Source organism: Mesorhizobium sp. LMG 17147 (assembly GCF_024297145.1).
Lineage (GTDB): Bacteria > Pseudomonadota > Alphaproteobacteria > Rhizobiales > Rhizobiaceae > Mesorhizobium.
On sequence record NZ_JANCTC010000002.1, the window covers coordinates 43,915 to 70,760 of the forward strand.

Annotated in this window: 31 protein-coding genes; 18 read left to right on the top strand and 13 right to left on the bottom strand. The window is 62.7% G+C overall.

The window, feature by feature from the left end; all coding sequences use genetic code 11:
• The first annotated feature begins 140 nt into the window (after window positions 1-140).
• Window positions 141-1,943, top strand: coding sequence for an ABC transporter transmembrane domain-containing protein (locus tag NMG46_RS03965; RefSeq protein WP_254816442.1), 1,803 nt, complete (start codon window positions 141-143; stop codon window positions 1,941-1,943).
• A gap of 25 nt (window positions 1,944-1,968) precedes the next feature.
• Here NMG46_RS03965 and NMG46_RS03970 read toward each other — a convergent pair whose 3' ends face one another.
• The 9 genes from NMG46_RS03970 to NMG46_RS04010 form a co-directional block, all read right to left on the bottom strand.
• Entirely contained in the window at window positions 1,969-3,996 is a 2,028-nt protein-coding gene (locus NMG46_RS03970; RefSeq protein WP_254816443.1) for a DUF3857 domain-containing protein, read from the bottom strand.
• Window positions 3,997-4,202: 206 nt separating this feature from the next.
• Window positions 4,203-5,687, bottom strand: coding sequence for a carboxypeptidase M32 (locus tag NMG46_RS03975; protein ID WP_254816444.1), 1,485 nt, complete (start codon window positions 5,685-5,687; stop codon window positions 4,203-4,205).
• 201 nt (window positions 5,688-5,888) lie between these two features.
• Window positions 5,889-6,185 (bottom strand): hypothetical protein, encoded by a 297-nt coding sequence (locus NMG46_RS03980; protein ID WP_368389275.1) that lies wholly within the window; start codon window positions 6,183-6,185, stop codon window positions 5,889-5,891.
• A gap of 366 nt (window positions 6,186-6,551) precedes the next feature.
• Window positions 6,552-7,583, bottom strand: coding sequence for a peptidoglycan -binding protein (locus NMG46_RS03985; RefSeq protein WP_254816445.1), 1,032 nt, complete (start codon window positions 7,581-7,583; stop codon window positions 6,552-6,554).
• A gap of 1 nt (window position 7,584) precedes the next feature.
• Window positions 7,585-8,610 carry a MotA/TolQ/ExbB proton channel family protein gene (locus NMG46_RS03990; RefSeq protein WP_254816446.1) on the bottom strand — a complete coding sequence of 342 codons (1,026 nt, stop codon included), beginning with the start codon at window positions 8,608-8,610 and terminating at the stop codon, window positions 7,585-7,587.
• Between the two features lie 115 nt (window positions 8,611-8,725).
• Complete coding sequence (locus tag NMG46_RS03995; protein WP_254816447.1) at window positions 8,726-9,433, bottom strand: hemolysin III family protein; 708 nt, start codon at window positions 9,431-9,433, stop codon at window positions 8,726-8,728.
• Between the two features lie 99 nt (window positions 9,434-9,532).
• Window positions 9,533-10,333 carry an inositol monophosphatase family protein gene (locus NMG46_RS04000; protein WP_254816448.1) on the bottom strand — a complete coding sequence of 267 codons (801 nt, stop codon included), beginning with the start codon at window positions 10,331-10,333 and terminating at the stop codon, window positions 9,533-9,535.
• A 25-nt stretch (window positions 10,334-10,358) separates the two neighbouring features.
• On the bottom strand, window positions 10,359-10,925 hold the full coding sequence (efp, locus tag NMG46_RS04005; protein ID WP_254816449.1) for an elongation factor P: 567 nt from the start codon (window positions 10,923-10,925) through the stop codon (window positions 10,359-10,361).
• Between the two features lie 139 nt (window positions 10,926-11,064).
• Window positions 11,065-11,382 carry a hypothetical protein gene (locus NMG46_RS04010; protein ID WP_254816450.1) on the bottom strand — a complete coding sequence of 106 codons (318 nt, stop codon included), beginning with the start codon at window positions 11,380-11,382 and terminating at the stop codon, window positions 11,065-11,067.
• A gap of 1 nt (window position 11,383) precedes the next feature.
• Between NMG46_RS04010 and NMG46_RS04015 the strand changes: the two genes are divergently transcribed.
• On the top strand, window positions 11,384-11,911 hold the full coding sequence (locus tag NMG46_RS04015) for an NAD(P)-dependent alcohol dehydrogenase (RefSeq protein WP_254816451.1): 528 nt from the start codon (window positions 11,384-11,386) through the stop codon (window positions 11,909-11,911).
• Window positions 11,912-11,954: 43 nt separating this feature from the next.
• Here NMG46_RS04015 and NMG46_RS04020 read toward each other — a convergent pair whose 3' ends face one another.
• From NMG46_RS04020 to NMG46_RS04030, 3 genes are all read right to left on the bottom strand, one after another.
• Window positions 11,955-12,986, bottom strand: a complete 1,032-nt coding sequence (locus NMG46_RS04020) for a tetratricopeptide repeat protein (RefSeq protein WP_254816452.1) — start codon at window positions 12,984-12,986, stop codon at window positions 11,955-11,957.
• 1 nt (window position 12,987) lies between these two features.
• Window positions 12,988-13,635, bottom strand: coding sequence for a thiamine phosphate synthase (locus NMG46_RS04025; protein ID WP_254816453.1), 648 nt, complete (start codon window positions 13,633-13,635; stop codon window positions 12,988-12,990).
• Window positions 13,636-13,740: 105 nt separating this feature from the next.
• Window positions 13,741-14,625, bottom strand: a complete 885-nt coding sequence (locus NMG46_RS04030) for a DMT family transporter (RefSeq protein WP_254816454.1) — start codon at window positions 14,623-14,625, stop codon at window positions 13,741-13,743.
• Between the two features lie 132 nt (window positions 14,626-14,757).
• On the opposite strand from NMG46_RS04030, the gene NMG46_RS04035 reads away from it, so the two are divergent.
• Both NMG46_RS04035 and NMG46_RS04040 read left to right on the top strand, forming a co-directional pair.
• Entirely contained in the window at window positions 14,758-15,207 is a 450-nt protein-coding gene (locus NMG46_RS04035) for an Lrp/AsnC family transcriptional regulator (RefSeq protein ID WP_254816455.1), read from the top strand.
• Between the two features lie 95 nt (window positions 15,208-15,302).
• Window positions 15,303-16,073 (top strand): sulfite exporter TauE/SafE family protein, encoded by a 771-nt coding sequence (locus tag NMG46_RS04040; RefSeq protein ID WP_254816456.1) that lies wholly within the window; start codon window positions 15,303-15,305, stop codon window positions 16,071-16,073.
• Between the two features lie 40 nt (window positions 16,074-16,113).
• Here the strand turns inward: NMG46_RS04040 and NMG46_RS04045 are convergent, their stop codons facing one another.
• Window positions 16,114-16,665 carry a DUF2269 family protein gene (locus NMG46_RS04045; RefSeq protein WP_254816457.1) on the bottom strand — a complete coding sequence of 184 codons (552 nt, stop codon included), beginning with the start codon at window positions 16,663-16,665 and terminating at the stop codon, window positions 16,114-16,116.
• Window positions 16,666-17,245: 580 nt separating this feature from the next.
• Here NMG46_RS04045 and NMG46_RS04050 point away from each other — a divergent pair.
• From NMG46_RS04050 to NMG46_RS04115, 14 genes are all read left to right on the top strand, one after another.
• Complete coding sequence (locus NMG46_RS04050; RefSeq protein ID WP_254816458.1) at window positions 17,246-17,773, top strand: DUF1465 family protein; 528 nt, start codon at window positions 17,246-17,248, stop codon at window positions 17,771-17,773.
• Between the two features lie 176 nt (window positions 17,774-17,949).
• Window positions 17,950-18,462 carry a crossover junction endodeoxyribonuclease RuvC gene (ruvC, locus tag NMG46_RS04055; protein WP_254816459.1) on the top strand — a complete coding sequence of 171 codons (513 nt, stop codon included), beginning with the start codon at window positions 17,950-17,952 and terminating at the stop codon, window positions 18,460-18,462.
• A gap of 56 nt (window positions 18,463-18,518) precedes the next feature.
• On the top strand, window positions 18,519-18,788 hold the full coding sequence (locus tag NMG46_RS04060) for an AbrB/MazE/SpoVT family DNA-binding domain-containing protein (protein ID WP_254816460.1): 270 nt from the start codon (window positions 18,519-18,521) through the stop codon (window positions 18,786-18,788).
• A complete protein-coding gene (locus NMG46_RS04065; protein ID WP_254816461.1) occupies window positions 18,766-19,188 on the top strand; it encodes a type II toxin-antitoxin system VapC family toxin in 423 nt (140 codons plus the stop codon). Before NMG46_RS04060 ends, NMG46_RS04065 begins: the two co-directional genes overlap by 23 nt.
• Window positions 19,189-19,201: 13 nt before the next feature.
• Window positions 19,202-19,822, top strand: coding sequence for a Holliday junction branch migration protein RuvA (ruvA, locus tag NMG46_RS04070; RefSeq protein ID WP_254816462.1), 621 nt, complete (start codon window positions 19,202-19,204; stop codon window positions 19,820-19,822).
• A gap of 67 nt (window positions 19,823-19,889) precedes the next feature.
• Window positions 19,890-20,174 carry an AbrB/MazE/SpoVT family DNA-binding domain-containing protein gene (locus NMG46_RS04075; protein WP_254816463.1) on the top strand — a complete coding sequence of 95 codons (285 nt, stop codon included), beginning with the start codon at window positions 19,890-19,892 and terminating at the stop codon, window positions 20,172-20,174.
• On the top strand, window positions 20,171-20,575 hold the full coding sequence (locus NMG46_RS04080; RefSeq protein ID WP_254816464.1) for a PIN domain-containing protein: 405 nt from the start codon (window positions 20,171-20,173) through the stop codon (window positions 20,573-20,575). The genes NMG46_RS04075 and NMG46_RS04080 overlap by 4 nt, the downstream gene beginning before the upstream one ends.
• A complete protein-coding gene (gene ruvB / locus NMG46_RS04085; protein ID WP_023677999.1) occupies window positions 20,572-21,612 on the top strand; it encodes a Holliday junction branch migration DNA helicase RuvB in 1,041 nt (346 codons plus the stop codon). The genes NMG46_RS04080 and ruvB overlap by 4 nt, the downstream gene beginning before the upstream one ends.
• Before the next feature lie 129 nt (window positions 21,613-21,741).
• Window positions 21,742-22,212 (top strand): tol-pal system-associated acyl-CoA thioesterase, encoded by a 471-nt coding sequence (gene ybgC / locus NMG46_RS04090; protein ID WP_302893633.1) that lies wholly within the window; start codon window positions 21,742-21,744, stop codon window positions 22,210-22,212.
• A 294-nt stretch (window positions 22,213-22,506) separates the two neighbouring features.
• Complete coding sequence (tolQ, locus tag NMG46_RS04095) at window positions 22,507-23,217, top strand: protein TolQ (protein ID WP_254816465.1); 711 nt, start codon at window positions 22,507-22,509, stop codon at window positions 23,215-23,217.
• A gap of 9 nt (window positions 23,218-23,226) precedes the next feature.
• Window positions 23,227-23,685 (top strand): protein TolR, encoded by a 459-nt coding sequence (gene tolR, locus NMG46_RS04100; RefSeq protein WP_254816466.1) that lies wholly within the window; start codon window positions 23,227-23,229, stop codon window positions 23,683-23,685.
• A 7-nt stretch (window positions 23,686-23,692) separates the two neighbouring features.
• Window positions 23,693-24,850, top strand: a complete 1,158-nt coding sequence (locus tag NMG46_RS04105; protein ID WP_254816467.1) for a TonB family protein — start codon at window positions 23,693-23,695, stop codon at window positions 24,848-24,850.
• Window positions 24,851-24,889: 39 nt separating this feature from the next.
• Entirely contained in the window at window positions 24,890-26,200 is a 1,311-nt protein-coding gene (gene tolB / locus NMG46_RS04110) for a Tol-Pal system beta propeller repeat protein TolB (protein WP_254816468.1), read from the top strand.
• Window positions 26,201-26,378: 178 nt separating this feature from the next.
• Window positions 26,379-26,663 (top strand): four helix bundle protein, encoded by a 285-nt coding sequence (locus tag NMG46_RS04115; protein WP_254816469.1) that lies wholly within the window; start codon window positions 26,379-26,381, stop codon window positions 26,661-26,663.
• The last annotated feature ends 183 nt before the right edge of the window (window positions 26,664-26,846 follow it).

Consider the following 26,846-nt stretch of genomic DNA (forward strand, 5'->3'; position numbering starts at 1 on the left):
TAAAACTCGAAGCCGCAGCTATTGAGGAGCCACGCTTCTAAAACGGTCGGCGAGCCTATACATCAGCCGGAATTGAATCACAAGGCCGCGGCAAGCGCATATTGATGGCGCAAACCTCAAAGGGCCAAAGGAAACGGGTCATGGCGAACATCAGCGGCGATGCAGACGAGCGCAGGCGCTCGCTGAGGCCGCTGCAGCGCCTGTTTCCCTATATCATGCATTACCGCAAAATGGTCATCGGCGCGATCGTCTCGCTGGCCGTGGCGGCGGCGACGACGCTGGCGCTGCCGCTGGCCGTGCGGCGGATGATAGATCACGGCTTTTCCGCTTCCGATTCCAGCTTCATTGCCGAATATTTCGCGATGCTGGTGGTGATGGCCGCCGTGCTGGCGGCGGCGTCTGCCAGCCGCTACTATTTCGTCATCACGCTCGGCGAGCGCGTCGTTGCCGATATCCGCCGCGATGTCTTTGCCCATGTCACTACGCTGTCGCCCTCCTTCTTCGATACCGCCCAGTCGGGCGAGATCGTCTCGCGGCTCGCCGCCGACACGACGCAGGTCAAATCGGCCGTCGGTGCTACCGCCTCGGTGGCTTTGCGCAACGTCATTCTTGGCCTCGGCGCCGTGGCGATGATGGTCTTCACCAGCCCAAAACTGTCCGGCCTGGTCATCGCGGCCATTCCGCTAATCGTGCTGCCGCTGGTCGCCTTCGGCCGCTCGGTGCGGCGCAAGTCACGGCTGGCGCAGGATACTCTGGCCAATGCCACCGCCTACGCCAGCGAGCAGATCGGCGCGGTGCGCACCCTGCAGGCCTTCACCAACGAGAAGCTTGTAACCGGGTATTTTTCATCCGCCGTGGAAGCAGCGTTCGAAGCGGCGCGGGCCTCGATCTTTGCCCGCTCCTTTCTCACCTTCTTCGCTATCTTCATGATCTTTTCGTCGGTCGTGGCGGTGCTGTGGTTCGGTTCGCGCGACGTGCTCGACGGCACGCTGTCGCCGGGCACGCTTGGCCAGTTCCTGCTTTATTCGGTGTTCGCCGCCGGCGCGCTCGGCGCCTTGTCGGAGGTCTGGGGCGAACTGTCCCAGGCAGCGGGCGCTGCCGAACGGCTGACCGAGATCCTGGCCGAGAAACCCGCGATCCAGGCGCCCGCCGATCCGAAGCCGCTGCCGGCAAAGGCGAGAGGCGCGGTCAGCTTCGACGATGTCTCCTTCTCCTATCCGGCCCGGCCCGACCGCGCCGCCGTCCATGGCCTGAGCTTTCAGGTCAAACCCGGTGAGACGGTGGCGATCGTCGGGCCATCCGGCGCCGGCAAGAGCACGGTGTTTTCGCTGCTTCTGCGCTTCTACGATCCGGAGGCCGGCAGGATCGTCATCGACGGGGTCGATCTGCGCGAGGCCGATCCGGCCGCGATCCGCGCGCGCATCGCCATCGTGCCGCAGGACGTCACCATTTTTGCGGCGAGCGCGCGTGACAATATCGGCTTTGGCCGGCCCGGTGCCAGCCAGGCCGAGATCGAGGCGGCGGCGAAGGACGCGCTTGCCGACGAGTTCATCCTGAAGCTCGAAAAAGGCTATGACAGCCAGGTCGGCGAGCGCGGCGTGACGCTGTCGGGCGGCCAGCGCCAGCGCGTGGCGATCGCCCGCGCCATTCTGCGCGATGCGCCGATCCTTCTGCTCGACGAGGCGACCTCGGCACTCGATGCCGAAAGCGAGACGCTGGTGCAGACGGCGCTGGACCGGCTGATGCAGGGCCGCACCACGATCGTCATCGCCCATCGGCTGGCAACCGTGCTGAAGGCCGATCGCATCCTGGTCATGGATGGCGGCCGCATCGTCGAGGAAGGCACGCATCAGAGCCTGGTCGCCAAGGGCGGCATCTATGCGCGGCTGGCCAAGCTGCAGTTCGATACCGGTGCGAATGCTTTCAGGGGCGCGGCCGAGTAGGTCTGCCCGCGGCCGCCGGGATTCTTCAGCTACCGAAAGCTCGGCGTTTGCCGCGTCGATAGGCGATGAACAGGGGAACGCCGACAAGCAACGACAACAAAAGCATGCCGGCGACGGTCTGTCGCTGCTCCTTTGCAGGATCGCTGAGCTGCACATCGGCAGGCGGCTCTTCATAGGTAAAATCGTACTGCCAGCGAATTTGGTCTGCCACGTCATCGACGGTTTTCAGATAATCGGCAATCGCCTTGGCCGGCACTTCCCTTGCCAGCGTCTGAAAGTTCCATTCAACTTGAAATTCGGTGGGCGTGTTGGACCAGGACGCCTTGAGAGACAGATAGGGCGTCACGACGTTTTTCATCGATTCGCCGGAAAACCTCGCCTTGAGGTTGCGCACGGTCACCTTGTGGCGGCGGTAGAACTGGGAGCCGAGGGAGACGGGCCCGGTTCGGTCGACGATTGTCGGGGTTGGAAGAGAGTTGTTGCCGAGATCGGCCGCGCGGATCGGGAAATCCTTTGCCAGATCGTTGGCCGCCAGCGCCTCCGCCGGCAAGCGATAACTTTCCTTCACACTCACTATGTTGCCGTCGCGGCGATCCACGATTTCCGGCTTGGCGATGGTTTGGATGCCGGGATATTGCTTGTTGTAGTATTTCAGGTAGGCGTCCGACACCTCGCTCAGCGACCGGCTGGCGAAATTGCCGCGCATCCAATCGGCATCGGCGTCCTCATATGTCGAGAAGACCGTCAGCACCAAGGGATCGCCCGGTTTGCGCGGAAAGTCGAATTCCTCGACGATCTGGATCGATGGGCTGGTGAGCACAGGGCTTGGCATCTTCTCCAACCCGCCGGTGCTGGAAAGCGGCAGCGCGAAGCCGTAGTCCGGCTGTGCGAGATTGTGCGCCCTGCCGCCCTGAAGATAGTTCGTGGCGTCCAGCCAATATGTCTTTGTTCCGATCCTTGCCTTGACTATGGCATGGTCGAAATCGCGGAGCGCCGGCAGATGCTGGTCCAGGGCCCGTCCCTCTTCGAGATCGGCCAAGGCGACCTCGGCAGCAATGCCAAGTCGCACAAGCGACGAAACCAGCAGCAGGGCCTTGTCCTTGCAGTCACCGAACCCGCTCAGGATGACCGTCGCGGGATCACGCGGAACGTAGGAACCGGCACCCATCGACAGGCTTACATAGCGGATCTGGTCCTGCACCAACCGCATTGCCTCGACCATTCGGTCCTCCGGCACCGGATGTCGCAGAGCGATGTCGTCGAGCTTTGCGGCAAAAGCCGGGGGAAAAGTGGTCGCTGGCTTGTAATAGGGCGCAACGGCATCGACCACGCTTTGCCAATTCGCGGTAGACGCGACATCGATGGAGCCCCAGCCTGGATAGGTCACGGGCAGGTTATCCTCGACATTGACCGGTTTCGGGTTTGGAATCTCCCATAGATAAGTGGTGTCCGGCCCAGTCGGGGAGATTGAGGGCTTAAGTCGGGTTCCCCTTGTCTTGATCTGGAGCGGCTGGCCCGAAGGCCAAATGATGCTTGTGCGGAGAAGCGCTACCGGCTCTTCCCATTCGGTGGAGAAATTCTTGAAGAAAAGGTCCTTGCCGACCAGCGGTGTTACTTCGTAGGTCGACCCGTAATCGACGATGTCGCCGGCACGCACGTCATCGATGTTGACATGTGCAGTCAGCCAGCCGTCGAAGACGCCTTTCTCGGCGTCTCTTTCCCTGCGGAAGATGTCGAATTCGACGCCTTCCAGCCGGTCCAGAACGGCGCCATCGCGGATGATGTGAAGATGGTTAAGCGTGACCTTGTGCCGGGACGGATCGAACTGCAGATCGATACTCGCGCCACGATCCAGGCCGGGGCGGTCGACGATCTTATAGACGGTGCGCGAGTACTCGACATAGCCGCCGGCGCGATGCTTGATCTGGTCGTCCGAGAGCAGCCATGAAACGCCATTCTTGATTTGATCCGATCGGGCGGGATCGGCAGCCGGAATATCAAGCTGCTTTACCCAGCTTTCTGCCGGACCCTTGAAAACCATGTCGTCGGACATGGCCGGAGAACTCAGACCGATCAATAAGATGAAAAATACCGAGCGGGGCCAGAAAGACTTCATCCTATGAAAACTGTAACAGGCAGACATCTACGCTCGCCCAACTTGGAAGAACTCCTTCTTCAGAGGCTTTCCCACCAAAGTAAAGGCCAGTTTCGCGGATTTCTGCGGTCACCGCGGCAAGAGCCGGGAATAGACGGAGCGGCTCAGTTGCCGTACCGCTTCTTCAGGTGATCGGTGAAATGCGCGGCATTGAGCTTTTCGCCGGTGGCGCGTTCGAGCAGTTCCGGCGTCGACCAGCGCGAGCCTTGCGACCAGATCCTTTTGCGGCGCCAGTCGTTGATCGCGGCGAAATCGCCCTTGGCGAGGTCTTCGTCGGCTGAAGGATGATCTCTGGTCAGCGCCGCCCATTGCTGCGCCGCCATCATGGCGCCGAGCGTGTAGGAGGGGAAATAGCCGAAGGCGGCACCCGGCCAGTGGACGTCCTGCATCGGACCATCAGCCGGATTGTCTGATGTCGACAGCCCGAGATAATCGCGCATCTTGGCATCCCAGGCCTCGGGCAGGTCGGCTGCTTCCAGCCGTCCCGAGACAAGCTCCTGCTCCAGCTCGTAGCGCAGGATGACGTGCAGCGGATAGGTGACCTCGTCGGCATCGACACGGATCAGGCCGCGCTCGACCCGGTGCACATGCGGCAGGATGTCGTCGATCGTCCACCTCTCGCCAAGGTGTCTTTCGACCACCGGCAGCGCCCAGCGCCAGAATTCTGGATTGCGGCCGATCTGCTTTTCTACGAACAGGCTCTGGCTTTCATGCACCGCCATGCCGCGCGCTTTGCCGAGCGGCCAGTGCGCCCATGCCTTCGGCAGGTTCTGCTCGTACAGCGCATGGCCGGTCTCGTGCAGCACGCCCATCAGCGCCGACAGGAAATCCGAGGTCTTGTAGCGCGTGGTGATGCGCACGTCGCTCGGCACCCCGCCGCAGAACGGATGGTGCGAAACCGACAGCGAGCCGTGCGTGAGGTCGAAGCCGACTGCCGCCATCATCGCGAGGCCGAGCTCGCGCTGCTTGTCCAAGGGGTAGCTGCCGGAAAGCGGCTTCAGCGGATGTTTTGCCAGCCGCTCTTCCTGCACGGCCAGTGCCTCCGGTACGAAGCCTTTCAGGAAGGCCTTCAACTCGGCAAACACAGGCGTGATGTCGGCGGTGCGATTGCCCGGGTCATATTGCTCCATCAGCGCGTCGTAAGGCTCGAGCCCGAGTACCTCGGCGCGAAGTGCCGCCTCCTCGCGGACCAGCGCCACGACGCCTTCCAGCGCCGGCAGGAAGCCGGCCCAGTCGTTCTTGGCGTGCAGGTCGCGCCAGAGCTGCTCGGAGCGCATGCGCGCTGTCGTCTGGCGCTCGACGAATTCGACCGGCAGGCAGGTCAGGTTGGTGTATTGCCGGCGGAATTCCCTGACCGCGGCCTGCTGCTCTTCGTTCAGCGCTTCCTGCTCGGCCGCCGCGATCCAATCGGCAATCTCCGGCGCAGTCGCCCGGGCATGGTGCATGCCGGCAAGCGCCGACATTGCCTCCGCGCGCTTCTCGCCGCCGCCGACCGCCATATGGGTCGCTTCATCGGCGCCGAGGATGGCGAGGGCGTGTTCCAGTGCTTCGAGCTTGTGGCCGAGGTCGTGGAGTTTTTGAAAGGACATTGTGGGTTCCGCTGATTTGACGGCGAGAAAAGATATCAATGCAAAACTGTTGGCAACCCCGAAAGCCGTCCGCGACCGACGCGGTGCCGGCGGTGCTGGCGCTGATTGCGCTGGCGTTGGGCTAGCGCATGATCCCTGAACCGAGCTGGAAAAGGATCATGCACAAATCAATTGCCACAGCGCCGGGCGCTGCGGCCGATTTCAGCCGCCTGGATAGGTTGGGCCATAGCCGTTCGGATAATATCCGCCATCGGCGCCGTTGCCGATGAGGAAGGCACTGCCGGTATCAGCGCGCAGCTTTTGGCTGACATCGTCGAGCTGCGCCAGCAACTGCTGATATTGCGTGCTCGGCATCGTTCCCTCGCGCGCGGCCCTCTCGGCGGCCCGGTCGAGTTGAGCGAGCTGCGTGCGCAAGTCACGCGCCTCGCCCGGCTCGAGCTTGTTCGCCTGGACGGCGCCCTGGATACCTGTCTCCACGCTCTGGATCTGATTGATCAAGGCCGTCTCACGTGGGCCGGCGTAAGCGCCGGCAAACGGAAACGACGAGGAGAAGTGTGGCGAGCTTAGAAGTCCTAAAATTCCTGGGAGCGAAGAAGCGCATGGTTGCGTCTCCTTTACTGGGGAAGGCGGTGGTTGGGAGGGGCCCTGCCTTCCGGCCGTGGGCCGTCAGGTTCCGTCGCGTCGCGATGAGCGGTTCCACCGCCGGCGGTTCTCGGCCCATGACCAAGGCTAAAAGGCCACGGCGGCAAAATGTAATAAAAAAAGGTAATTTTTTCAGCTCTTCCCGCTGCCGCACCAGTGCACTAAATGCCGCCTACTTGAGCCGCTCGAGCTGGCGCATGACATAAGCCAAAGGCTTGCAGATCACCGCTCGGTCAGCTTCAACTCGATACGGCGGTTCTTATTGCGCGCCTCTTCGGTATCGGCGGGGTCGAGCGGCTGGAATTCGCCGAAGCCGGCCGCGACCAGCCGGTTGGCCGGCACACCGTTCTCGATCAGGAACTTGACCACCGATGTCGAGCGCGCCGTCGACAATTCCCAATTGTCGCGGTAGCGGCCGGTGCCGGAGAGCGGCTTGTTGTCGGTGTGGCCGTCGACGCGCAGCACCCAGTTGATCTCCGGCGGGATTTCCTTTTGCAATTCGATGATGGCATCGGCGAGCTTCTTCATCTCGACCTTGCCGGCATCGTTGATCACGTCGGAGCCGGTCGGGAAAAGCACTTCCGACTGGAAGACGAAGCGGTCGCCGACGATGCGGATGTTCTCGCGGTCGGCGAGAATTTCACGCAAGCGGCCGAAGAAATCGGAGCGGTAGCGGTTCAGCTCCTGCACGCGTTGCGCCAGTGCGACGTTGAGGCGGCGGCCGAGATCGGCGATCTTGGTGTTGGACTCGCGGTCGCGCGTTTCGGACACGTCGAGCGCTTGTTCGAGCGCTGCGATCTGCTTGCGCAGCGCCGAAATCTGCTGGTTGAGGATCTCGACCTGGCTTAGCGCCTGCTGGCTGATCTGGCGCTGGCTGTCGAGTTCGCCGGAAAGGGCCGTTGCGCGCTGGTTGGCGGCATCGCCGGCACCGGCGCCTTGCGCCAGCAATTGCTCGAGCCGGCTCTTTTCCGCCTCCGATGCGGATAGCGATGCCTGCAAATTGGCAAGGGTGTCCTCCTTGTCCTGTGTCGTCGAGCGCTCCAGCGCCAGAAGCTGGGTCAACTCATTGATCTGCGAGTTGAGGCGGTTGAGCACCGTGTCCTTGCCGGAGATCTCGCGGCCGAGCAGAAACTGCGCCAGCACGAAAACCGTGAGCAGGAACATGATCGCCAACAGCAGCGTCGACAGCGCATCGACGAAGCCCGGCCAGTAATCGATGCGGCGGTCGGAGCGCCGGCCTCGTGCCAACGCCACGTCAATGCACTCCAGGCTTTTTCAAGGCGTCGGCGATCTTCTCCAGCGTATTGCGCATCGCCTTCTGCTCGTCGGACTGGGCCTCGACCCAGTCGCGCATGATCTGCTGCTCCGAGCGCATGTTCTTGACCAAGCCGGAAATGCCGTCGGCGAGATTGGCCATGGCAGTGGCCACGCGCGGATTGGAGCCGCCGCCATTCTCCTGCAGGGTGCGCAGCTTTTCCGACAACAGCCGGATTTCCTCGGAGGGTTCGGTCCTGACCGCGTCGGCAACGACGATGTCGGAGGACAGGTCGGTGACCGAGGACAGCCAGTTTTCGAGTTCGGTATAGAAGCGCGTCTGGGCGCGGCCGGCCTGCAGGTCGAGGAAGCCGAGCACCAGCGAGCCGGAGAGGCCGAACAGCGAGGACGAGAAGGCGGTGCCCATGCCGGCCAACGGAGCGGAAAGCCCCTGCTTCAGGGATTCGAGCACGGCGGCGGCATCGCCGGTGCCGGGATCGAGCGACTCGATGGTTTCGCGGATGGAGCCGATCGTGTTGAGCAGGCCCCAGAAGGTGCCGAGCAGGCCGAGGAACACCAGCAGTCCGACAAGGTAGCGCGACGTGTCGCGGCTTTCGTCGAGGCGGGTGGCGATCGAATCCAGCATGGTGCGCATCGAACTGGTCGAGAAGGCAATCGTCGAGGAGCGGCCGATCATCGCCTTCATCGGCGCCAGCAGCACCGGCTCGGTTGTTTCGGAACCGGCGCGGAACGAGTTGACCCAGCGCACCTCGCGGAATAGCCGGCCGACCTGAACGAAGGCCAGCAGGATGCCGACCGCAAGCACGCCGATGATCAGGCCGTTGAGACCGGGATTGGTGACGAAGGCGGTCGAGATCTGGCGCGTCAGGATGGCGGCGATAAAGGCCACGATGAACAGAAAGATCACCATGGTCAGCAGAAACACCTGCGGGCTCGACAATTTGTGCGGATCGTAGATCAGAACGTCGGAGCGCCTGCCCATGCCGAAGGATCTGAGAAGAGTCATCCGTGCCCCGTTTCCGATGCCGTCGCCGCCGATCAATTTGTGTTTGCGACTCTAAACGGAATTGTGACGAAATTGAATGGCGCTTGGCAATATTGCCACTGTCCGCGACCGGAGGTCAAAGCCGGTTGATGACCAGGCAGTCGACCATGGCGGCCAGATGCAGGCCGGCGCCGGTGACGACAAAGCCATGCCACAGCGCATTGTGGAAGCGCAGGCCCTTCCAGGCGAAGAAGATCACACCACAGGAGTAGACGATGCCGCCGGTAACGATGAGCGCGATCGATGTCGCCGGCAGCGTCCGCACGAGCGGCTCCACCAGAACGAGACCGCTCCAGCCGATGGCCAGATAGAAGACGATCGCCAGCCGGTCGAAACGGCCGGGAAGAAAGACCTTGATAGCGATGCCGACCGCCGCGGCGGTCCAGACCAGGACGATCATCGAAACGGCCAGCGGCGAGCCGCCGAGCTGGGCCAGGAAAGGCGTGTAGGTGGCAGCGATCAGCAAATAGATCGCGGCATGGTCGAAGCGCCGCAATATCCATTTCGCCGGCGACGACACCGGCCAGACATTGTAGGCCAGCGAAATCGACAGCACGGTGAGCAGCGAGACCACATAGAATGCGGCGGCGACATATTCGCCGGGGCCGGTTCGACGGGCGGCCAGTGCCAGCAGCGTCGAGCCGGCAGCGATCGCCAGCACGATGCCCACGGCGTGGACAATGCCGTCGGCGATGATCTCGGCGCGCGAGTAATGCCAGCGCCCCATAAAAGGAATGTCGAGCTGGGAGAATTCGCTCTGGGATTTGGGCCGGCTGTTCGTCATCGATGATCCTGCGTCGCCTTATCTGGGCGGCCGCGGGCGAATATTTCAAGCTTTGGTTGCGGTTTTGCGACTGCGGCGCTTCAGCGCGGCGCGCCTCTATCAGCTGGCTGAGAGTGGCCTTTTGATGGTCTTCAACAGCGCGCGCTGGATGAGTTCGTTGCCGGCAACCAGCGAACCGGCGTTCAGCACGTCCTGTCCCCCGGCGAAATCGGAGACGAAACCGCCCGCCTCGCGGATCAGCAAGATGCCGGCGGCGACATCCCAGGCCGACAGGCCGGTTTCCCAGAACCCGTCCATGCGGCCGGCGGCGACGTAGGCGAGATCGAGCGAGGCGGAGCCGAGACGGCGGACGCCAGAAACCTCGGCCATGACATTGCGGAGCTCGATGAGGAAATTGCCGTGCTGGCCACGCCCGAGATGCGGCATGCCGCAGCCGATCACCGCATCAACCAGCTTGGTACGGCCGGCGACGCGCAGCCGGCGGTCGTTCATGAAAGCGCCGCCACCACGCTCGGCGGTATAGAGTTCATCCATAGCCGGATTGTAGACGACGCCGGCGACGATCTGGCCCTGGCGCTCCAGTGCGATCGAAACGGCAAAGAGCGGAATGCCGTGCAGGAAATTGGTGGTGCCGTCGAGCGGGTCGACGATCCAGCGGTGCTGGCCGTCGTCGCCCTCGATCACGCCGCGTTCCTCCATCAGGAAGGCGTAGCCGGGCCGCGCCTTGGAGAGTTCGGCAAAGACGATGTCTTCGGCCTTGCGGTCGGCCTGGCTGACATAGTCGCCTGGCCCCTTCATCGAGACCTGCAGGTTCTGCACTTCGCCGAAGTCACGCGACAGCGAGCGGCCGGCCTTCATTGCGGCCTGGACCATGACATTGAGGATCGCGGAACGCGGCATTGTGTTTCTTCCTGCTGCCCGCGCTTTAGTCGGCGCGGCGCACGTAAGTGATTTCGTTGGTATCGACGATGATGCGCTCGCCCGAGCCGATGAACGGCGGCACCAGCACGCGGATGCCGTTTTCGAGTATCGCCGGCTTGTAGGACGAGGCTGCCGTCTGGCCCTTCACCACCGGATCGGCCTCGGTGATCGTCAACGTGACATAGTCGGGCAGCGAAATGCCGATCGGCCTTTCGTCATAGAGCTGGACCGTCACCATCATGCCGTCCTGCAGGAAGGCGGCGCGATCGCCGACGAACTCCTTTTGCAATTCGAGCTGCTCATAGCTTTCGGTGTCCATGAACACCAGCGCGTCGCCCTGCTCGTAGAGGAAAGAAAAATCCTTCAGATCGAGCCGGATCTGCTCGACCGTTTCGGCCGAACGGAAGCGCTCGTTGAGCTTGGTGCCGTTGATCAGGTTCTTGAGCTCGACCTGGTTGTAGGCGCCGCCCTTGCCGGGCTTGACGGTGTTGGTCCTGACCGCCACCCAAAGGCCGCCATCGTGCTCGATGACGTTGCCGGGACGGATTTCGTTGCCATTGATCTTGGCCATGGTGAGGTGATCCGGAAATGAGATGATCGCCGCAAACGGCAATTTGGCGCCTCCAAGACCACAAATCGCCAGCAGAGGCAAGGAGCGCCTTTCAGGTGAAGCGGGAACGAAGCTGGCCCGGCAGCGCGGCGCGGCAGCCTCAGTCCGTCCCGACGGTTGCGGTGACCGCCCCGGTCACCGCGTCGGCAACCTTTCTCAAAAGATGCAGGTGCGGCGAACGCAGCACGACAATTCGCAGCGACAGCTCGAGGCCGGGAGCGTCGACCAGGGCAATACCCTGCGGCAGCTTTTCCCGCAGCAGCCGCTTGGGCAGCAGGCCAAGGCCTTGGCCTCGACGAACCCAGTCGATCTGCAGCGCGCTGTCCTGAATCGACCTCGAAGCAGCGACGCTGGCATGCGCCGGCGTGACGGCATGGCACGCGCTGTTTACGGAGGGCAGCGTCAAACCCGGCGACACCGTGCTTTGCCTCGGCACCGGCGGCGTTTCGCTGTTTGCGGTGCAGTTCGCCGCCGCTGCCGGGGCGCGCGTCATCGTGACGTCGAGCAGCGACGAGAAGCTTGCGCGGGCAAAGCAACTTGGCGCGCAGGATGGCGTGAACTATCGCAGCGTCCCCGACTGGGCATCGGCCGTGCTGGGATTGACGGATGGCCGCGGCGCCGACCATATCATCGAGGTTGGCGGACCGCAGAGTTTTGCACAATCCCTGAGGGCAGCGGCGCGCGGCGCCCAGATCAACGTCATCGGCTATCTCGGTGGCAGTGATGGCGCCATCAACCCGCTCGACATCTTCCGCCGGCAGGTCCGGGCGCGAGGCATACCGGTGGGCTCACGCGAATCCTTCGAGGCGATGAACCGCGCCATTGTCGTCAACCGGTTGAGACCGGTGATCGACCGGGTTATGCCGTGGAACCAGGCCGCCGAAGCCTTTCGGTACCTTGAACACGGCTCGCCCTTCGGCAAGGTCGTGCTCGATCATACGCAGTGAGCCCGCCTGACGAGCCCGGGTGCGATGAGTCGCGAGATCGCGATCAGGGCAGGCGGTTGGCCCGTTGCAGCGCCTGCTGTGTCTGCTCGTCGGTCAGGCCCTGCAGGAAATCGTCCATTTCTTGGTCGATGAGCCCGGCGCGGCGGGCGACAACATACCAGGCGCCGGCTAGGATCAGATCCGGATCGGTGCCGATGCCGTTCATGTAGAGCTTGGCGAGACGGTTCTGGGCAGCGACATTGCCGCCTTCTGCGGCCTGCTTCATCCAGTTGAAGCCGGATTTCAGGTTGCGTGCGCCGCCGCGCCCCTCGATCATCCAGGTGGCGAGATCGATCTGTGCGGTGTCGTAGTTCTGCCGCGCGGCCTGTGCCAGCAGGCCGCGGGCGCGGACATCGTCGCGCGGCTTGCCACCGGCGCCGTTGGCGTAGACCTGTGCCATCGCATATTGTGCGTCGGCAAGCCCGGTCGCGGCAGCGCGCTCGTAATAGGATACGGCTTTGGCAATACCGGCATCGCCGGGCTCCTGCTCGACCATCAGCTGCGCAAAATTGAACTGCGCCAGGCGATTGCCGGCCTCGGCGGCGGCCTGCATCAGCGCATAGGCTTCCTTTTCGTCCTTTTTGACGTAGCGGCCGTCGAGCAGCATCAGCGCATACTGGAATTGCGATTCCGGCACGCCCTGCTCGGCGGCAAGCGCATACCACTTCGCCGCCCCAGCCGCGTCGACCGGCACGCCGAGGCCGCGCGACAGGATCTCGGCCACCAGCGTCTGTGCCGCCGGATCGCCGTTTTGAGCACGGGAAAGCGCAAGATTGTAGGCCGTCTTGTAGAGCCCGCGCTGAAAGGCGCCGTAGGCGGCGTCGGACGGCTTTGCGCCGAAGCGGTCGGGGTTGATGGTATCGGCCGACGGCAACGGGGCGGTGGTGGCGGGCTGCGGCAATTGTGCGGCGATCGGCTTATCGGCAGGTTCGCTGGAATCCGGCCTGGGCCGCGGTAGCGGAACGGGTTCCGCCGCTATCGCCTGCGTCACGGCCGTTGCAAGAAAGGCGCTGAAAAGGATTTTCCGCGAGAACACGTCAGTCCTCGAAGCGCGGCGCGGTTTCGTCGAGCAGCGCGTTGGCGGCGGCAACCGCCGTCTTCGGATCGGCGCCGTCGGCGAAGACGGCGCTGGACAGCGCAACGAATTCGGCACCGGTGGCGGCGACCGCTTCCACCGAGGCAAGATCGGATCCGGCCATGACGATGCAAGGGATCTGGATCACGTCCGCCCACCATTGCCCCAGCGACAGGTTGCGCGGGTGCGGCTCCGGCTTGTTGTCGTAACCGAAGCGGCCGAAGAAGATGTAATCAGGCCTGAGCTCGCCGAGTTCCAGCGCATCATCGCGGGTCTTGGCGCCGCCGGTGCCGACCATCATCCTGGCCTGGAAATGTTCGATCGTTTCGGCGAGCTCGTCCTTGCCGACCTCGACATGAATGCCGTCGGCCTGGACCCGGCCGGCGATGCGGGTGTCGCCGGCAATGATGACGGCAATGCCGGCCGCTTGCGCCACCGGCACGATCTGCTCGGCAAAGGCCTGGAAGGCGGCCTCGTCCATACCGTTTTCCGGCAGGATAAGCGAGGCGACGTCACCGCCGGCGAAGGCCGCGGCGATGCGCTCGGCGGGCACGTTCGGCGGCGCGATCAGCACGATACGGCAGCGGTTGGGCGGCGTTGCGTCATTCATTGGTGTTCGGTCCCGGTTATCGCCTATGCCGGGCGAAGATGGTTGCATTGCGGCATAGAGCAAAGTGCGGGAGTTGAACAGGCGGCAGGGGGTCGCTTGCGAGCTCTAGGCTGGCACTTTCGATTTCCACAGCGACCAGCCGAGGTTCATGCCGGCGGCGGCGACCAGGATGGCGGCGGCGCCGACGATCTGCGCCGGCTGCAGACGATGGCCGAAAGCGACCACGTCGACGAGGATGGCGACGACGGGATAGATGAAGGACAGCGATCCCTGCAGATGCGTCGGCAGCTTCTGGATGGCGCCGTACATGAGGATGTACATCAGGCCGGTATGGACGATGCCGAGTGTCGCCAGCATGACCCAACTCCGCGCATCGGCGGGAAGGTGGGTGAGATCGGCGAAGGGTGCCAGTATGAGAACGCCGACGCAGACCTGGATCAGGGCGATCAGGTGCGGCGGCGTGCCTTTGAGCTTCTTGGTGACGATAGCCGCAACGGCCCAGAAGAAAGCCGCGGCCAGCGCCATCGCAATGCCGGTAAAGTAGTCCGTGCCATGATTGCCTGCATCGGGCGCGGCCTGCACGATCAGCAGCATGCCGGCAAAGGCGATGCCGAGCCAGGTCAGCTTGGTCACCGTCAGCCGTTCGGAGAAGAAGAGCGCGCCAAAACCGACCAGCATGAAGGGCTGCGTGTTGTAGACAGCCGTGGCGATCGAGATCGACGCGCGGGAAAACGCGCTGAACAGCAACAGCCAGTTGATAACGATGGCAGCACCGCCGAGAGCCGCGATCGCGACAATGCGAAGCGACAGCCTGCCGCGCAGCAGTCCCAGCGCCGCGCAGATGATCAGCAGCGTTACCGCCCCGAAAGCACAGCGCCAGAACACCACGTCCATGATGGGCTGGCCGGAAAGGACGACGAACCAGCCGATCGTGCCGAGGATCGCCATCGCCGCCGTCATTTCGATCGTGCCGCGTACCGTGTTGTCCATGGATGCTCCTGAAACCCGTTGCGATTTGATAATCCCACGGCGGATCGGGTCTTTCCATGACTTGCAGCTGGTGATATGCAGGGCAAGCCTCATTAAATTAGGCAAACATCGCTCTTTCCCTAGAATTGCAAAATGCTGGACGATCTCGACAGAAAGCTCCTCGATATCCTGGTCAAGGATTCACGGACCTCGCTGAAGGAACTGGCGCTGCAGGTCGGGTTGTCGTCGCCAAGCGTTTCGGAGCGGCTTCGGCGGCTTGAGGATCGCGGCGTTATCCGCGCGTTCACCATCGACGTCGATCCGCAGGCGCTCGGCTACGCCTTGCAGGCGATCGTTCGCATCCGGCCATTGCCGGGCAAGCTGCACATCGTCCAGAAGCTGATCGAGGAAATCCCGGAATTCGGCGAATGCGACAAGGTGACGGGCGATGACTGCTTCGTTGCCCGGCTGTTCGTCCGCTCGATCGGCGAGCTCGACGGGATTCTCGACCGCATCGCCGACAAGGCCGAAACCAGCACCGCCATCATCAAGGCGCAGCCGATCCGGAGACGGCCGCCGCCGCTCGACATGCCAAACATGTGACGGGTTTCGGTGCCGTGGTCCACATATTTGCGGTCGCGGTTCGATCATTTCTGGTCTATTCCAGAGGTCACTTTCCCTCCAGCCTCCTTTCCCTCATGTCAGGCCTGCTCGTCGATCCCTGGTTCTATGCCGCGGCCATTCCGGCCGTCATCCTCGTCGGCCTGTCGAAAGGCGGCTTCGGCGGCGCCGTCGGTTTTGTCGGCGTGCCGTTAATGGCGCTGACCATGCCGCCGGTTCAGGCTGCCGCAATCCTTCTGCCAATTCTGTGCCTGATGGACATTGTCTCGGTGTGGACATGGTGGGGCATCTTCGACCGCAAGATGCTGGCCGACATGATGCCGGGCGCCGTGATCGGCATCGCCCTCGGCTGGCTGACGGCGGCACTTGTAACCGAAGAGATGGTGCGGCTGATCGTCGGCGCGGTTGCCTTGATCTTCGTGCTGCGCTGGCTCTATTTGCAACTCCGCCACGGTGCCGGCCACGCAGCGGAGCCCAACCGCGTCGCCGCCGGCTTCTGGGGTACCGTTGCCGGGTTCACCAGCTTCGTCGCCCATGTCGGCGGCCCGCCTTTTCAGGTCTATGCGCTGCCGATCAGGCTCGATCCGAAGGTGCTGTCGGGCACCGCGGCGATCTTCTTCGCCGTCACCAATGCGCTGAAGCTCATCCCCTATTTCGCGCTCGGCCAGTTCGACACCACCAATTTGACCGCGTCGGCGGTGCTGATGCCGCTGGCGCCGCTGTCGACAATCGCCGGCGCCTGGCTGGTGCGGCGGATGCAGCCGGAACTGTTCTATCCCTTTACCTATGCGACCGTAGCGGTCGTCGCGGTCAAGCTTCTGTGGGACGGCATCGCCGGCCTTCTGTAAGACGGCGGCCCCAGTCGGCCGCCGCCGGATTCCTTAAACCTCAGGCGGCAGTCGGCAGCAGCGGCCGCGTCCTGCCAAGCGCCAGGGCAACGCCAGTTGCCAGCACGAACGCCATGCAGCCCAAAATGGTGATGTCGTGCAGCGTCGGCTTCAGCACCATGTCTGCGATGATCACCAGCATCACCGAATAGTCGAAGCGCGCGGCATTGAGGACGCGCTGGCCCTGGGCAAGCACTGCCGGCGTCACGCCATCCTTGGCGATCATGCCTGCCATGCGGTCGGCAGTCGGCTTGAAGACGAACATTCCGATGCAGAAGGTCGTCGCATAACCGGCAAGGCCGATCAGCACCCACAGATCGGAAAAGCCGACCCAGAAGCCGCACATGATGAGGCCGAAGAGCAATGTCAGCATCGACATCGGCGCGAAGAACCGGTTACCGAGCTCGCCGGTGGCGCGCATCGCCTGCAGCATGCCTTCGACGTTTCCGGCACGGTCGGCGCGTACCGCAAGCAGCATCAGCGTGAAGCCGCCGCCGACCCAGAGGATCGCCGAGACGATGTGCAGAAATTTGACGACCGAGTACCAGTCCATTGTTCGCTCCTTGAGAGATTTTCATGATTGCCGGAGCGCAAGGTTTGCTCCGCCTCGTTGCGAGGAGCGCGGCGTTTAGCGCGTCGCCTGTTTCGGAACGATGTCGCGCGCAGTGCCGCTTTGTTTCGGTATGTCGGTCACGATCTGGAAGAACCATGGCGCAAGCGGGTCGCCCCCGCTTCCAGCCAGTGGTGTGAACGCCGCCCTGGCCGGTCAGCTGTGCTGCTACGGCACAGATGCCGGGCCCTTGATCGAAAAATATGCGCTGCGTTAAGGCTTCGTTAAGCTTTACAGGCGTTTACTATGTCCATCCAGTGATCTGGATTCTTACCGAGTGGTTGGAGCCACTTTGTTTGACGCCTCCCTGTTAAACTCCTGAGAGCCGCCTTATCCGCGGCTCTTTTTTTGTTCGCAGGAATGGACGTCTAGCGGCTAAATGCGGCCGTTAACCGTTTGTTAAACATGTGCTTGCCTTCGCCGGCAGCGAAGCGCATTTTCAAGCTTCAGTCGTTTAGGCTGCCGGATGTGGCAGACCAAGAGCCGAATCGGCCGGCTTTGAGGCAAGTGCAGGGGCGTAGCAATGAACGAGCCTTCGAAGGCTGGCGCGAAAACCATCAAACTGGCGGAGCGCCGGGTTTTCTCCCAATCCTTCAAGCCGCTCTATCAGGAAGGCATGGGCCTGGTCGAGCAGGCGGCCGAGTATCTCGACGGCAAGGGCCGCGCCGAGGCCAAGAAGCTGTCAAGGCCGGCGGCGACGCTTTATGCGGCCGAATCAATGCGGCTGACCACCAGGCTGATGCAGGTCGCCTCGTGGCTGCTTTTGCAGCGGGCGGCGAATTCCGGCGAGATGACCCGCGATCAGGTGGCCTCAGAAAAATCCAAGGTGCGTCTCGACACCGCCTCGGCGCATGAGGAGGCGCCCGGCTGGGCCGAACTGCCGAAGGATTTCATCGACCTCGTCAACCGCTCGCTGCGCCTGCAGGCGCTGGTGCGCCGCATGGACGAGGAGATCTATGGCAGCCTCGCCGAGGTGCCGCCGTCGAGCCGTCGCGTCAATCCGGTGTCCGACCAGATCACGCTGCTCAACACGGCTTTCGCCCGCGGCTGAGAGACCGTTTGATAATTCTACTCCGACGGACACCTAAGGCCGCCTCGGTTCTCGAAAATCACGCCATCTGCCTCGTCAGAGCGAATCTCAAACAGCCTGCGCGACGTAGCCAGCCCTCGTTTCTGGTTTGTTCACATTTCGCTGGCATCGCTGTCTACCAGGGGTAAAGTTGGCGGATGGGGGAAGCGATTCGCATCATCGGCATCGATCCGGGGCTGAGGCGCACCGGTTGGGGCATCGTCGAAAGCCTCGGCAATTCGCTGCGCTTCGTCGCTTCCGGTACGGTGCGGTCCGACGACAAGGCCGCCCTGGCGATGCGTCTTTGCCAATTGCATGACGGGCTCGCCGAGGTCCTGCATGCGGCGATGCCGCACGAGGCGGCGGTCGAGCAAACTTTCGTCAACAAGGACGCCGCAGCGACGCTCAAACTCGGCCAGGCACGCGGCATCGCCATGCTGGTGCCGGCGCGTGCCGGCCTTGTCGTTGCCGAATACGCGCCAAACGCCGTCAAGAAGGCGGTGATCGGAGTCGGCCATGGCGACAAGAAGCAGATCCACATGATGGTCAAGGTGCTGATGCCGAAGGCGACTTTCGACAGCGACGACGCCGCCGATGCGCTGGCCATCGCCATCTGTCATGCACACCACCGGCAGAGCATCGCCTACAGGCTGGCGGCGCTGGTCGGATAAGTTTGTTCTTGACTTGTTCTCAGGCCGGCGATAAGTAATACCGACGAGGTATTACCATGCGCGTTACCACCAAGGGGCAAGTGACCATCCCGAAGGAGATCCGGGATCATCTGGGTATCGGCCCTGGTTCGGAGGTGGAGTTCGTTCCCACTGAGGACGGCGCTCGTGTCATTGCGGTCAACGAAAACATGTCGGAGGAGGAAGCCTCGCGCAGATTCAGCCAGATGCTCGGCCGTATGGCCGGTACGCTGGACCTAGGGGGCATGACGACGGACGAATATATGGAATGGCTGAGGGGCCCGCGTGAAGACCTCGACATTGATTGACACAAATGTCTTGGTCGACGTTTGGGGTCCTGCCGGACGGGAGAGAATGTGGTCTGCGTCGGCAATTACCGCATGCCGGCGCGACGGCGCGCTTGTCATCAACACAATCGTCTGGTCCGAGCTCGCGCCGCTGATTGCAACGGAGCAGGCCCTTCGCCAGGCAGCCGACATGCTCAAGATCGAGCGTGAATTCGTGCCGTGGGAAGCAGCCTTCCTTGCCGGTGTCACGCACTCGCGCTATCGCCGCGCCGGCGGCATTCGCGAACGAACCTTGCCGGATTTCTTTATCGGCGCCCACGCAGTTGTCGCCGGGCATCGCCTGCTGACGCGCGATGCTGCGCGCTATCGCAGCTACTTCCCGGACCTCGACATCATCTCTCCGGAAACCCACCCGGCATGATCGGCAAGCTCAAATGATCGGCAAGCTAAAAGGCACGCTGGACGAGATCGACGAGGATTTCTGCATCGTCGACGTGCATGGCGTCGGCTACGTCGCCTATTGCTCGGCGCGTACGCTGGCGGCATTGCCGCAGCCGGGCGAGGCGGTGGTGCTGTTCATCGAGACCTATGTGCGCGAGGACATGCTGCGGCTGTATGGGTTCCAGTCGGTGCTGGAGCGCGAGTGGTTCCGGCTGTTGATGAACAATGTGCAAGGCGTCGGCGCTAAAGTGGCGCTGGCCATCCTGTCGACGCTGGCGCCGGCCGATCTCGCCAATGCGATTGCGCTGCGCGATATCGCCATGGTCAGCCGCGCGCCCGGCGTCGGCAAGAAGGTCGCCGAGCGCATCGTCACCGAGTTGAAGAACAAAGCGCCGGCCTATGCGGGCACCGCCTCCGGCACCATCGGCTTGAAGCAGGAGCTCGGTGAGGGCGTTGCCTCGGCGCCGATCACCGACGCCGTCTCGGCGCTGGTCAATCTCGGCTATTCGCGCGACACCGCCGCCAATGCAGTCGCAGCGGCGCTGAAGACGGCAGGTGAGGAGGCGGACGCATCGAAGCTGATCCGCTTCGGGCTGAAGGAGCTCGCACGGTGAGACGTTGCTGCAAAGTGAAATTCCAACTACTATGTGATCGGTAAGAATTTTCTCCAGGAGTAAGAATATGGGCGCATATGCCAGTCTGACCTCCAAGGGACAGCTCACGATTCCAAAGGACGTCCGCGACGCCTTGTCGCTCAAGACGGGCGATACGATCGCCTGGACGGTCATGCATGGTTACCTGATCGGAACGCCGCGCAACCTCGGATTTGCCGACCTCGCCGGATTCTTGGGAGATCCGCCTGGCGGTCCCGCTACGCTGGAGGAAATCGACGCCGCTGTGCGGGATGCAGTCGGCCGGCATGTTGTCGGGGATAGATCAAATGACGGACAAGAGGGTCCCGCTTGACGTCGATCGGCATCGATACAAACGTTCTGCTTCGCATGGTGCTCAATGATGATCCGGAGCAGCGGGAAAAGGCGCTTGCGTTCGGCAGCGGCCTTAGTGTGGAAATGCCCGGCTTCGTAAGTTTGGTCGTGCTGGTCGAATTCAGCTGGTCGTTGGCTTCGCGCTACAGGCAGCCAAAGGAACAAGTATTGGCCGCAATCCAGAGGCTGCTCAAGATCAAGACGCTGGAGTTCGAAGACTTCGATGCCATCGTCATCGCGCTCGAGCGATCGAATTCAGTGCAGGTCGACTTTGCCGACGCGTTGATTGCGGAACACAATCGAAAATTAGGTTGCTCGCACACGGTCACCTTCGATCAGCGCGCTGCCAAGGCCATTCCCGGTATGGAACTGCTCGCATGAGCCTTTCGCCACGCCTCATTGCTCCCGACAGACGCGGCGAGGACGCCGAGCAGACCTTGCGGCCGCAGACGCTCGGCGACTTCGTCGGCCAGGCGGCGGTGCGGGCCAATCTCAAAGTCTTCATCGAGGCCGCCAAGGGCCGCAGCGAAGCGCTCGACCATGTGCTGTTCGTCGGCCCGCCCGGCCTCGGCAAGACGACGCTGGCGCAGATCATGGCGCGCGAGCTCGGCGTCAATTTCCGATCGACCTCGGGTCCGGTCATCGCCAAGGCCGGCGATCTGGCAGCGCTGCTCACCAACCTCGAAGACCGCGACGTGCTATTCATCGACGAGATCCACCGGCTCAACCCGGCGGTCGAGGAAATCCTCTATCCGGCGATGGAGGACTTCCAGCTCGACCTGATCATCGGCGAGGGGCCGGCGGCGCGCTCGGTCAAGATCGACCTGGCCCGCTTCACGCTAGTCGCCGCCACCACCCGGCTCGGCCTGTTGACCAACCCGCTGCGCGACCGTTTCGGCATTCCGGTGCGGCTCAATTTCTACTCGGTCGAGGAACTCGAGCAGATCGTGCGGCGCGGCGCCCGCATCCTTGCCATGCCGCTCGGCGACGACGGTGCCTTGGAGATCGCCCGGCGGGCGCGCGGCACGCCGCGCATCGCCGGGCGGCTGTTGCGCCGGGTGCGCGACTTCGCCAGCGTTGCCGGCGACGGTCATGTCGACCGCAAAGTCGCCGACGAGGCGCTGACGCGGCTGGAGGTCGACGGGCTCGGCCTCGACGCGCTCGACCGCCGTTATCTGTCGATGATCGCCCGGAATTTCGGCGGCGGGCCGGTCGGCATCGAGACAATCGCTGCCGGGCTTTCCGAGCCACGCGATGCCATCGAGGACATCATCGAACCCTTTCTGATCCAGCAAGGCTTCATCATGCGTACCCCGCGCGGCCGCGTGCTGGCGGCCAATGCCTGGCGGCATCTCGGCCTCGACGCGCCGAAGGACCTGGCGCAGCAGCAGATCAGCCTGTTCCAGGAAGAGCCCTAAGTTCCGCTACTTATGGCTTTGCTGCTGGCAGTTCCCTGGCCCAGCCCTCCGGGCCTTGATCATCGCCGGTCTATGCGCAAAACAGGTGGTGTCAAAACAGATGCTCGTCGGGACCAAAAGGACAGCGCAATGGACGATCACGGTGAATCGGCATTGTCCGCCGGGCTTTCCGGCGCGCTGACGGAATTCGGCCATCGATTGATGGCGCGGGTCTATTATGCAGACACCGATTTTTCCGGCGTCGTCTACCACGCGCGCTATCTCGAATTCTTCGAGCGCGGCCGTTCCGACTATCTGCGGCTGGCCGGCGTCCACCACACCGAGCTTGCCGACGGCAAGCATGGCGAGAGAATAGTCTGGGTGGTGCGGCGCATGGAGATCGACTTCCGCGGTTCGGCCCGCATGGACGACATCCTGACCATCGATACGCGCACCGACGAGATCTCCGGCGCCCGCATCGTCATGGCGCAACAGTTGAAGCGCGGCAGCGAAGTGCTGGTCGAGGCGCGTGTCGAAGCGGCGATTGTCGGCGAGAACGGGCGGCCGCGGCGCTTTCCCAAGGACTGGATCGCAGCCTTCATGCCCAGAACGCGCAAATAAGGGCTCAGAGGCGGACGATCCGGAACTCCTGATCGGGCGAGGATCGCCGGGCGGCTCGTCGGGGCGCGGCAATGCGCCGCGCTGTACGTCATAACCCATCCTTAACCATAACGGTCCATGAAGGGATTGGTTAAGATTGGGAGAATCCAAGCGCCTTCCTTTCACCAATATTTGCCCCGAAAAGGCCGCCAACGGTGCATTTGGGGTTATTCCGCAAGCTTAACGCGAACGGACCACAAGGGATGCCCATGGGCCAGCCGCCAGCCACGCCCGGAAAATCTTTAAGGACGTAACATGGAAAACATCGCTCTCGCCGAACCGGGCGCGCATTTATCGATTTGGGCCTTGTTTATGCAGGCCGGTTGGGTGGTCAAGCTGGTCATGATCGGCTTGCTCTGCGCCTCGATCTGGACCTGGGCGATCATCGTCGACAAGCTCGTCGCCTATGCCCGCATGCGGCTGGCGCTCAACCGCTTCGAGCAGGTGTTCTGGTCGGGACAGTCGCTGGAAGAGCTTTACCGCACGCTCGCCGACCGCAAGACGACCGGCATGAGCGCGATCTTCGTCGCCGCCATGCGCGAATGGAAGAAAAGCTTCGAGAAGGGCGCGAAATCGCCGCTCGGCCTGCAGACCCGCATCGACAAGGCGATGGATCTGGCGTTGACCCGCGAAATGGAAAAGCTGGAAGGGCGGCTCGGGTTTCTCGCCACCACCGGCTCGGCGGCGCCCTTCATCGGCCTGTTCGGCACCGTGATCGGCATCATGACCTCGTTCCAGGCGATCGCCGCCTCGAAGAACACCAGCCTGTCGGTGGTCGCGCCCGGCATCGCCGAAGCGCTGCTGGCGACGGCCATCGGCCTGCTCGCCGCCATTCCCGCCGTCATCGCCTACAACAAGCTGTCGTCGGACGCGAGCAAGATCGCGGTGCGCATGGAAGGCTTCGCGGATGAGTTCTCCGCCATACTCTCGCGCCAAATCGATGAAAAAGTCGCGCAGAAGGCCTGAGGAACGATCATGGGAATGTCCGTAAGCGCAGGTGGCGGAGGACGTGGCGGGCGCGGCCACAGGCGGCGCGGCCGCCATCACGCCTTGATATCGGAGATCAACGTCACGCCGATGGTCGACGTGATGCTAGTGCTGCTGATCATCTTCATGGTCGCAGCACCCTTGCTGACGGTCGGCGTGCCGATCGACCTGCCGGATACGCAGGCCAAGGCGATGAACGCCGATACGCAGCCTATAACCGTGTCCATCAACCCGGCCGGTCAGATTTACCTCCAGGAAACCGAGATCCCTATCGAGGAGCTGGTGGCGAAGCTGCAGGCGATCTCGAAGACGGGCTATGACGAGCGCATTTTCATCAGGGGTGACAAGGCGACGGATTACGGCACGGCCATGAAGGTGATGGCCCGCATCTCGGCTGCCGGCTACAAGAATATCGGCCTGGTTTCACTGCAGGAACAGGATCAGTAGACGCAAGATGAGGACCGGCCTCACCACATCGGTGATCTTGCATACGGTGGCGATTGCCTTCGGGCTGTTCACCTTGTCCTCGCCGCCCGCGATGCCTGCGTCCGATGCGGAATCGGTGTCGGTCGAGATCGTGCCGATGGAAGCGACGGCACAGGTCCTGCAAGGAGACAAGAAGTCTGTGATGCACGACAAGCCGGCGCCGCTGCCGACACAGCGTCCCGACATCGTTCCCGATGCCCAGAAAATCGGCGATAACAGCGTGGACACCGAAAAGCCGCCGACACCTGAGCCCAAGCCCCAGCCAGTCGACATGACGGCGGCTCCGCCACCCGCGCCGACGCCGGTCGAAAAGCCCAAACCCGAGGACGTGCCGAAGCCGAAGGAAGAGCCGAAGCCTATTCCCGCCACGGAGGTGGCGCCGGTGCCGCAGCCGAAGGAAGAGGTCAAGCCCGAGCCTGTCAAGCAGACCGAGCCCAAGCCGACGCCGGCCAAGGAGCCGACGCCCACGCCACCGCAGGACAAGACCGCCGCGATCGATCCGCAGCCCGAGGTCAAGCCGGATGCCGTCGCCGAGGCGATTGCCAAGCAACCGCCGACCGAGGAGGCGCAGCTTCCGGACTCGGCGCCGGCGCCCGAGGCCCGGCCGAAGCCGCAGCCGGCCCAGGCCGAAAGCGCCAAGGCGCCCGAGCGCAAGGACGCCGACAAGCCGGTCAAGGAAGCCTCATCCAAGCCGAAATCGGACGACAAGCAATTCAACGCCGACGAGATTTCGGCTCTGCTCGACAAGCGGAAGCCGTCCGGCGGCGGCGCCAAGCGCTCGACCCAGCAAGCATCGCTCGGCGGCGAGAAGGATCAGGGCCAGAAGCTTTCGAAATCGGAGCAGGGGGCATTGGAGGCCCAGCTTGGTGGTTGCTGGACGCTTCCGGCAGGGCTCGAAGGTTCGGAGAATTTCGTCGTCGTGGTCCGGTTTAATCTGGACGCCTCCGGCAAGCTGGATGGCCGGCCGAGCGTTGAAAAGTCGAGCGGAAACCGCCCGTTTGACGAAAGTGCAGTGCGCGCGGTTCAGAAATGCGATGTCGCCGGCCTGCAGGTTCCGGCGGGCAAGCAAGACATCTGGTCCGACGTTCGGGTCACTTTTGACCCCAGGGAGATGCTCGGTCTTTAGGCCCGGCACTCACAGAATCAGCGAAAGAAGCGAGAAGACATGAAATCCATCCTCAAGCCGCTCCTGACGATCGCAGCGATGGCGCTGGGTATGACTGTTGCTGTCACCCTGCCGGCGCGGGCGCTCGTTGAGCTCAACGTCAATAAGGGCAATGTCGAGCCGTTGCCGATCGCCATCACGGACTTCCAGGGAGGCGACGCGCTCGGCGCCGAGATTTCCGGCATCGTCAGTGCCGACCTGAAACGCTCCGGCCTGTTCGCGCCGATCGACAAAAGCGCTTTCATTGAAAAGATCTCGAGCCCGGATGCCACGCCGCGCTTCGAAGACTGGAAGGTGATCAATGCGCAGGCGCTGGTCACCGGCAGTGTTGGCAAGGAGGCTGACGGCCGCATTCGCGCCCAGTACCGGTTGTGGGACACGTTTGCCGGCCAGCAGATGTCGGGCGAGCAGTTCTTCGCCAACGACGCCAATACCAGGCGCGTCGCCCATATCATCGCCGATGCGATCTACGAGCGGCTGACCGGCGAGAAGGGCTATTTTGACACGCGCGTCGTCTTCATCGACGAGTCCGGTGCCAAGAATGCGCGCAAGAAGCGGCTTGCCATCATGGACCAGGACGGCGCCAACGTCCGCTATCTCTCGAACGGCAAATCGATCGTGCTGACGCCGCGCTTCTCGCCAAACCGGCAGGAAATCACCTACATGTCCTACGAGAGCGGCCAGCCGCGGGTTTACCTTTTGCAGATCGAGACGGGGCAGCGCGAACTGGTCGGCAATTTCCCCGGCATGACGTTTGCGCCGCGCTTTTCGCCGGACGGCCAGAAGGTGATCATGAGCCTGCTGCGCGATGACGGCAATTCCAACATCTTCGCCATGGACCTGAGAAGCCGCTCGACGACCAGGCTTACCAACTCGACCGCCATCGACACCTCACCGTCCTACTCGCCTGACGGCAGCAAGGTGGTGTTCACCTCGGATCGCGGCGGCCGCGCGCAGATCTATGTGATGGGCGCCGACGGCTCGGGCCAGACCCGCATCTCGTTCGGCGACGGCGTCTATTCGACGCCGGTGTGGTCGCCGCGCGGCGATCTCATCGCCTTCACCAAGCAGACCGGCGGCGAATTCCAGATCGGCGTCATGCGCACCGACGGTTCGGGTGAGCGCATCCTGTCTACCGGCTTTCAGCAGGAAGGGCCGACCTGGGCACCCAACGGCCGGGTGCTGATGTTCTTCCGTGATTCCAATGGCGGACCAAAACTTGTTTCGGTCGATCTCACCGGCCGCAACGAACAGCCGATCCCGACGGCGAACTTCGCCTCGGATCCGGCCTGGTCGCCGCTGCTGGAATAGGCGGGGAGAGGAATTGAGGAAATGAGGAATTGAAGAACTGACGAACTGACGAGTTGAAGAACTGAAGAGTTGAAGAACTGAAGAATGGAGAAGGCAGGGGTCTACGTCGAGCACGCGAGGGATTTAGAAGTCTATAAGCGTGCCTATGCGGTTTCCCTTGGGGTACACAGAGCCACGCTTGCCATTTCCGAAAATGGAGCAATACGCGCTCGCGGATCAACTACGTCGTTCCAGCAAGGCGATCTGCGCCAATTTGGCCGAAGGCTTTGCCAAACAGACCCACTCCAAGCCCGAATTCGCACGGTTCACTTCGATGGCCATAGGATCGTGCAGTGAAGTGGAGACCTGGATTTCGTATGCGTTCGACCTCGAGTACATCACACAGGCGCAACGCGACGATTGGTTGCAATCCTATGCCCGCATCTATGGAATGCGGGTCAATCTCAGAGAGAAGCTGAGGTGATCTCTTCCTCAATTCCTCAATTCCTCAACTCCTCAATTCCCTCTTTTTCATGTTTTGGCCGCATTTCCGCCTACGGTCCGCGCTCATTGTCGCCTTTGAGTAGCCCTCGGCAGAACGGTTGCGGACGGCAGCCGAAACCAAATTTTAACCGTGTTTCTTGAGCGTCGGTTAACCCAAACGTGG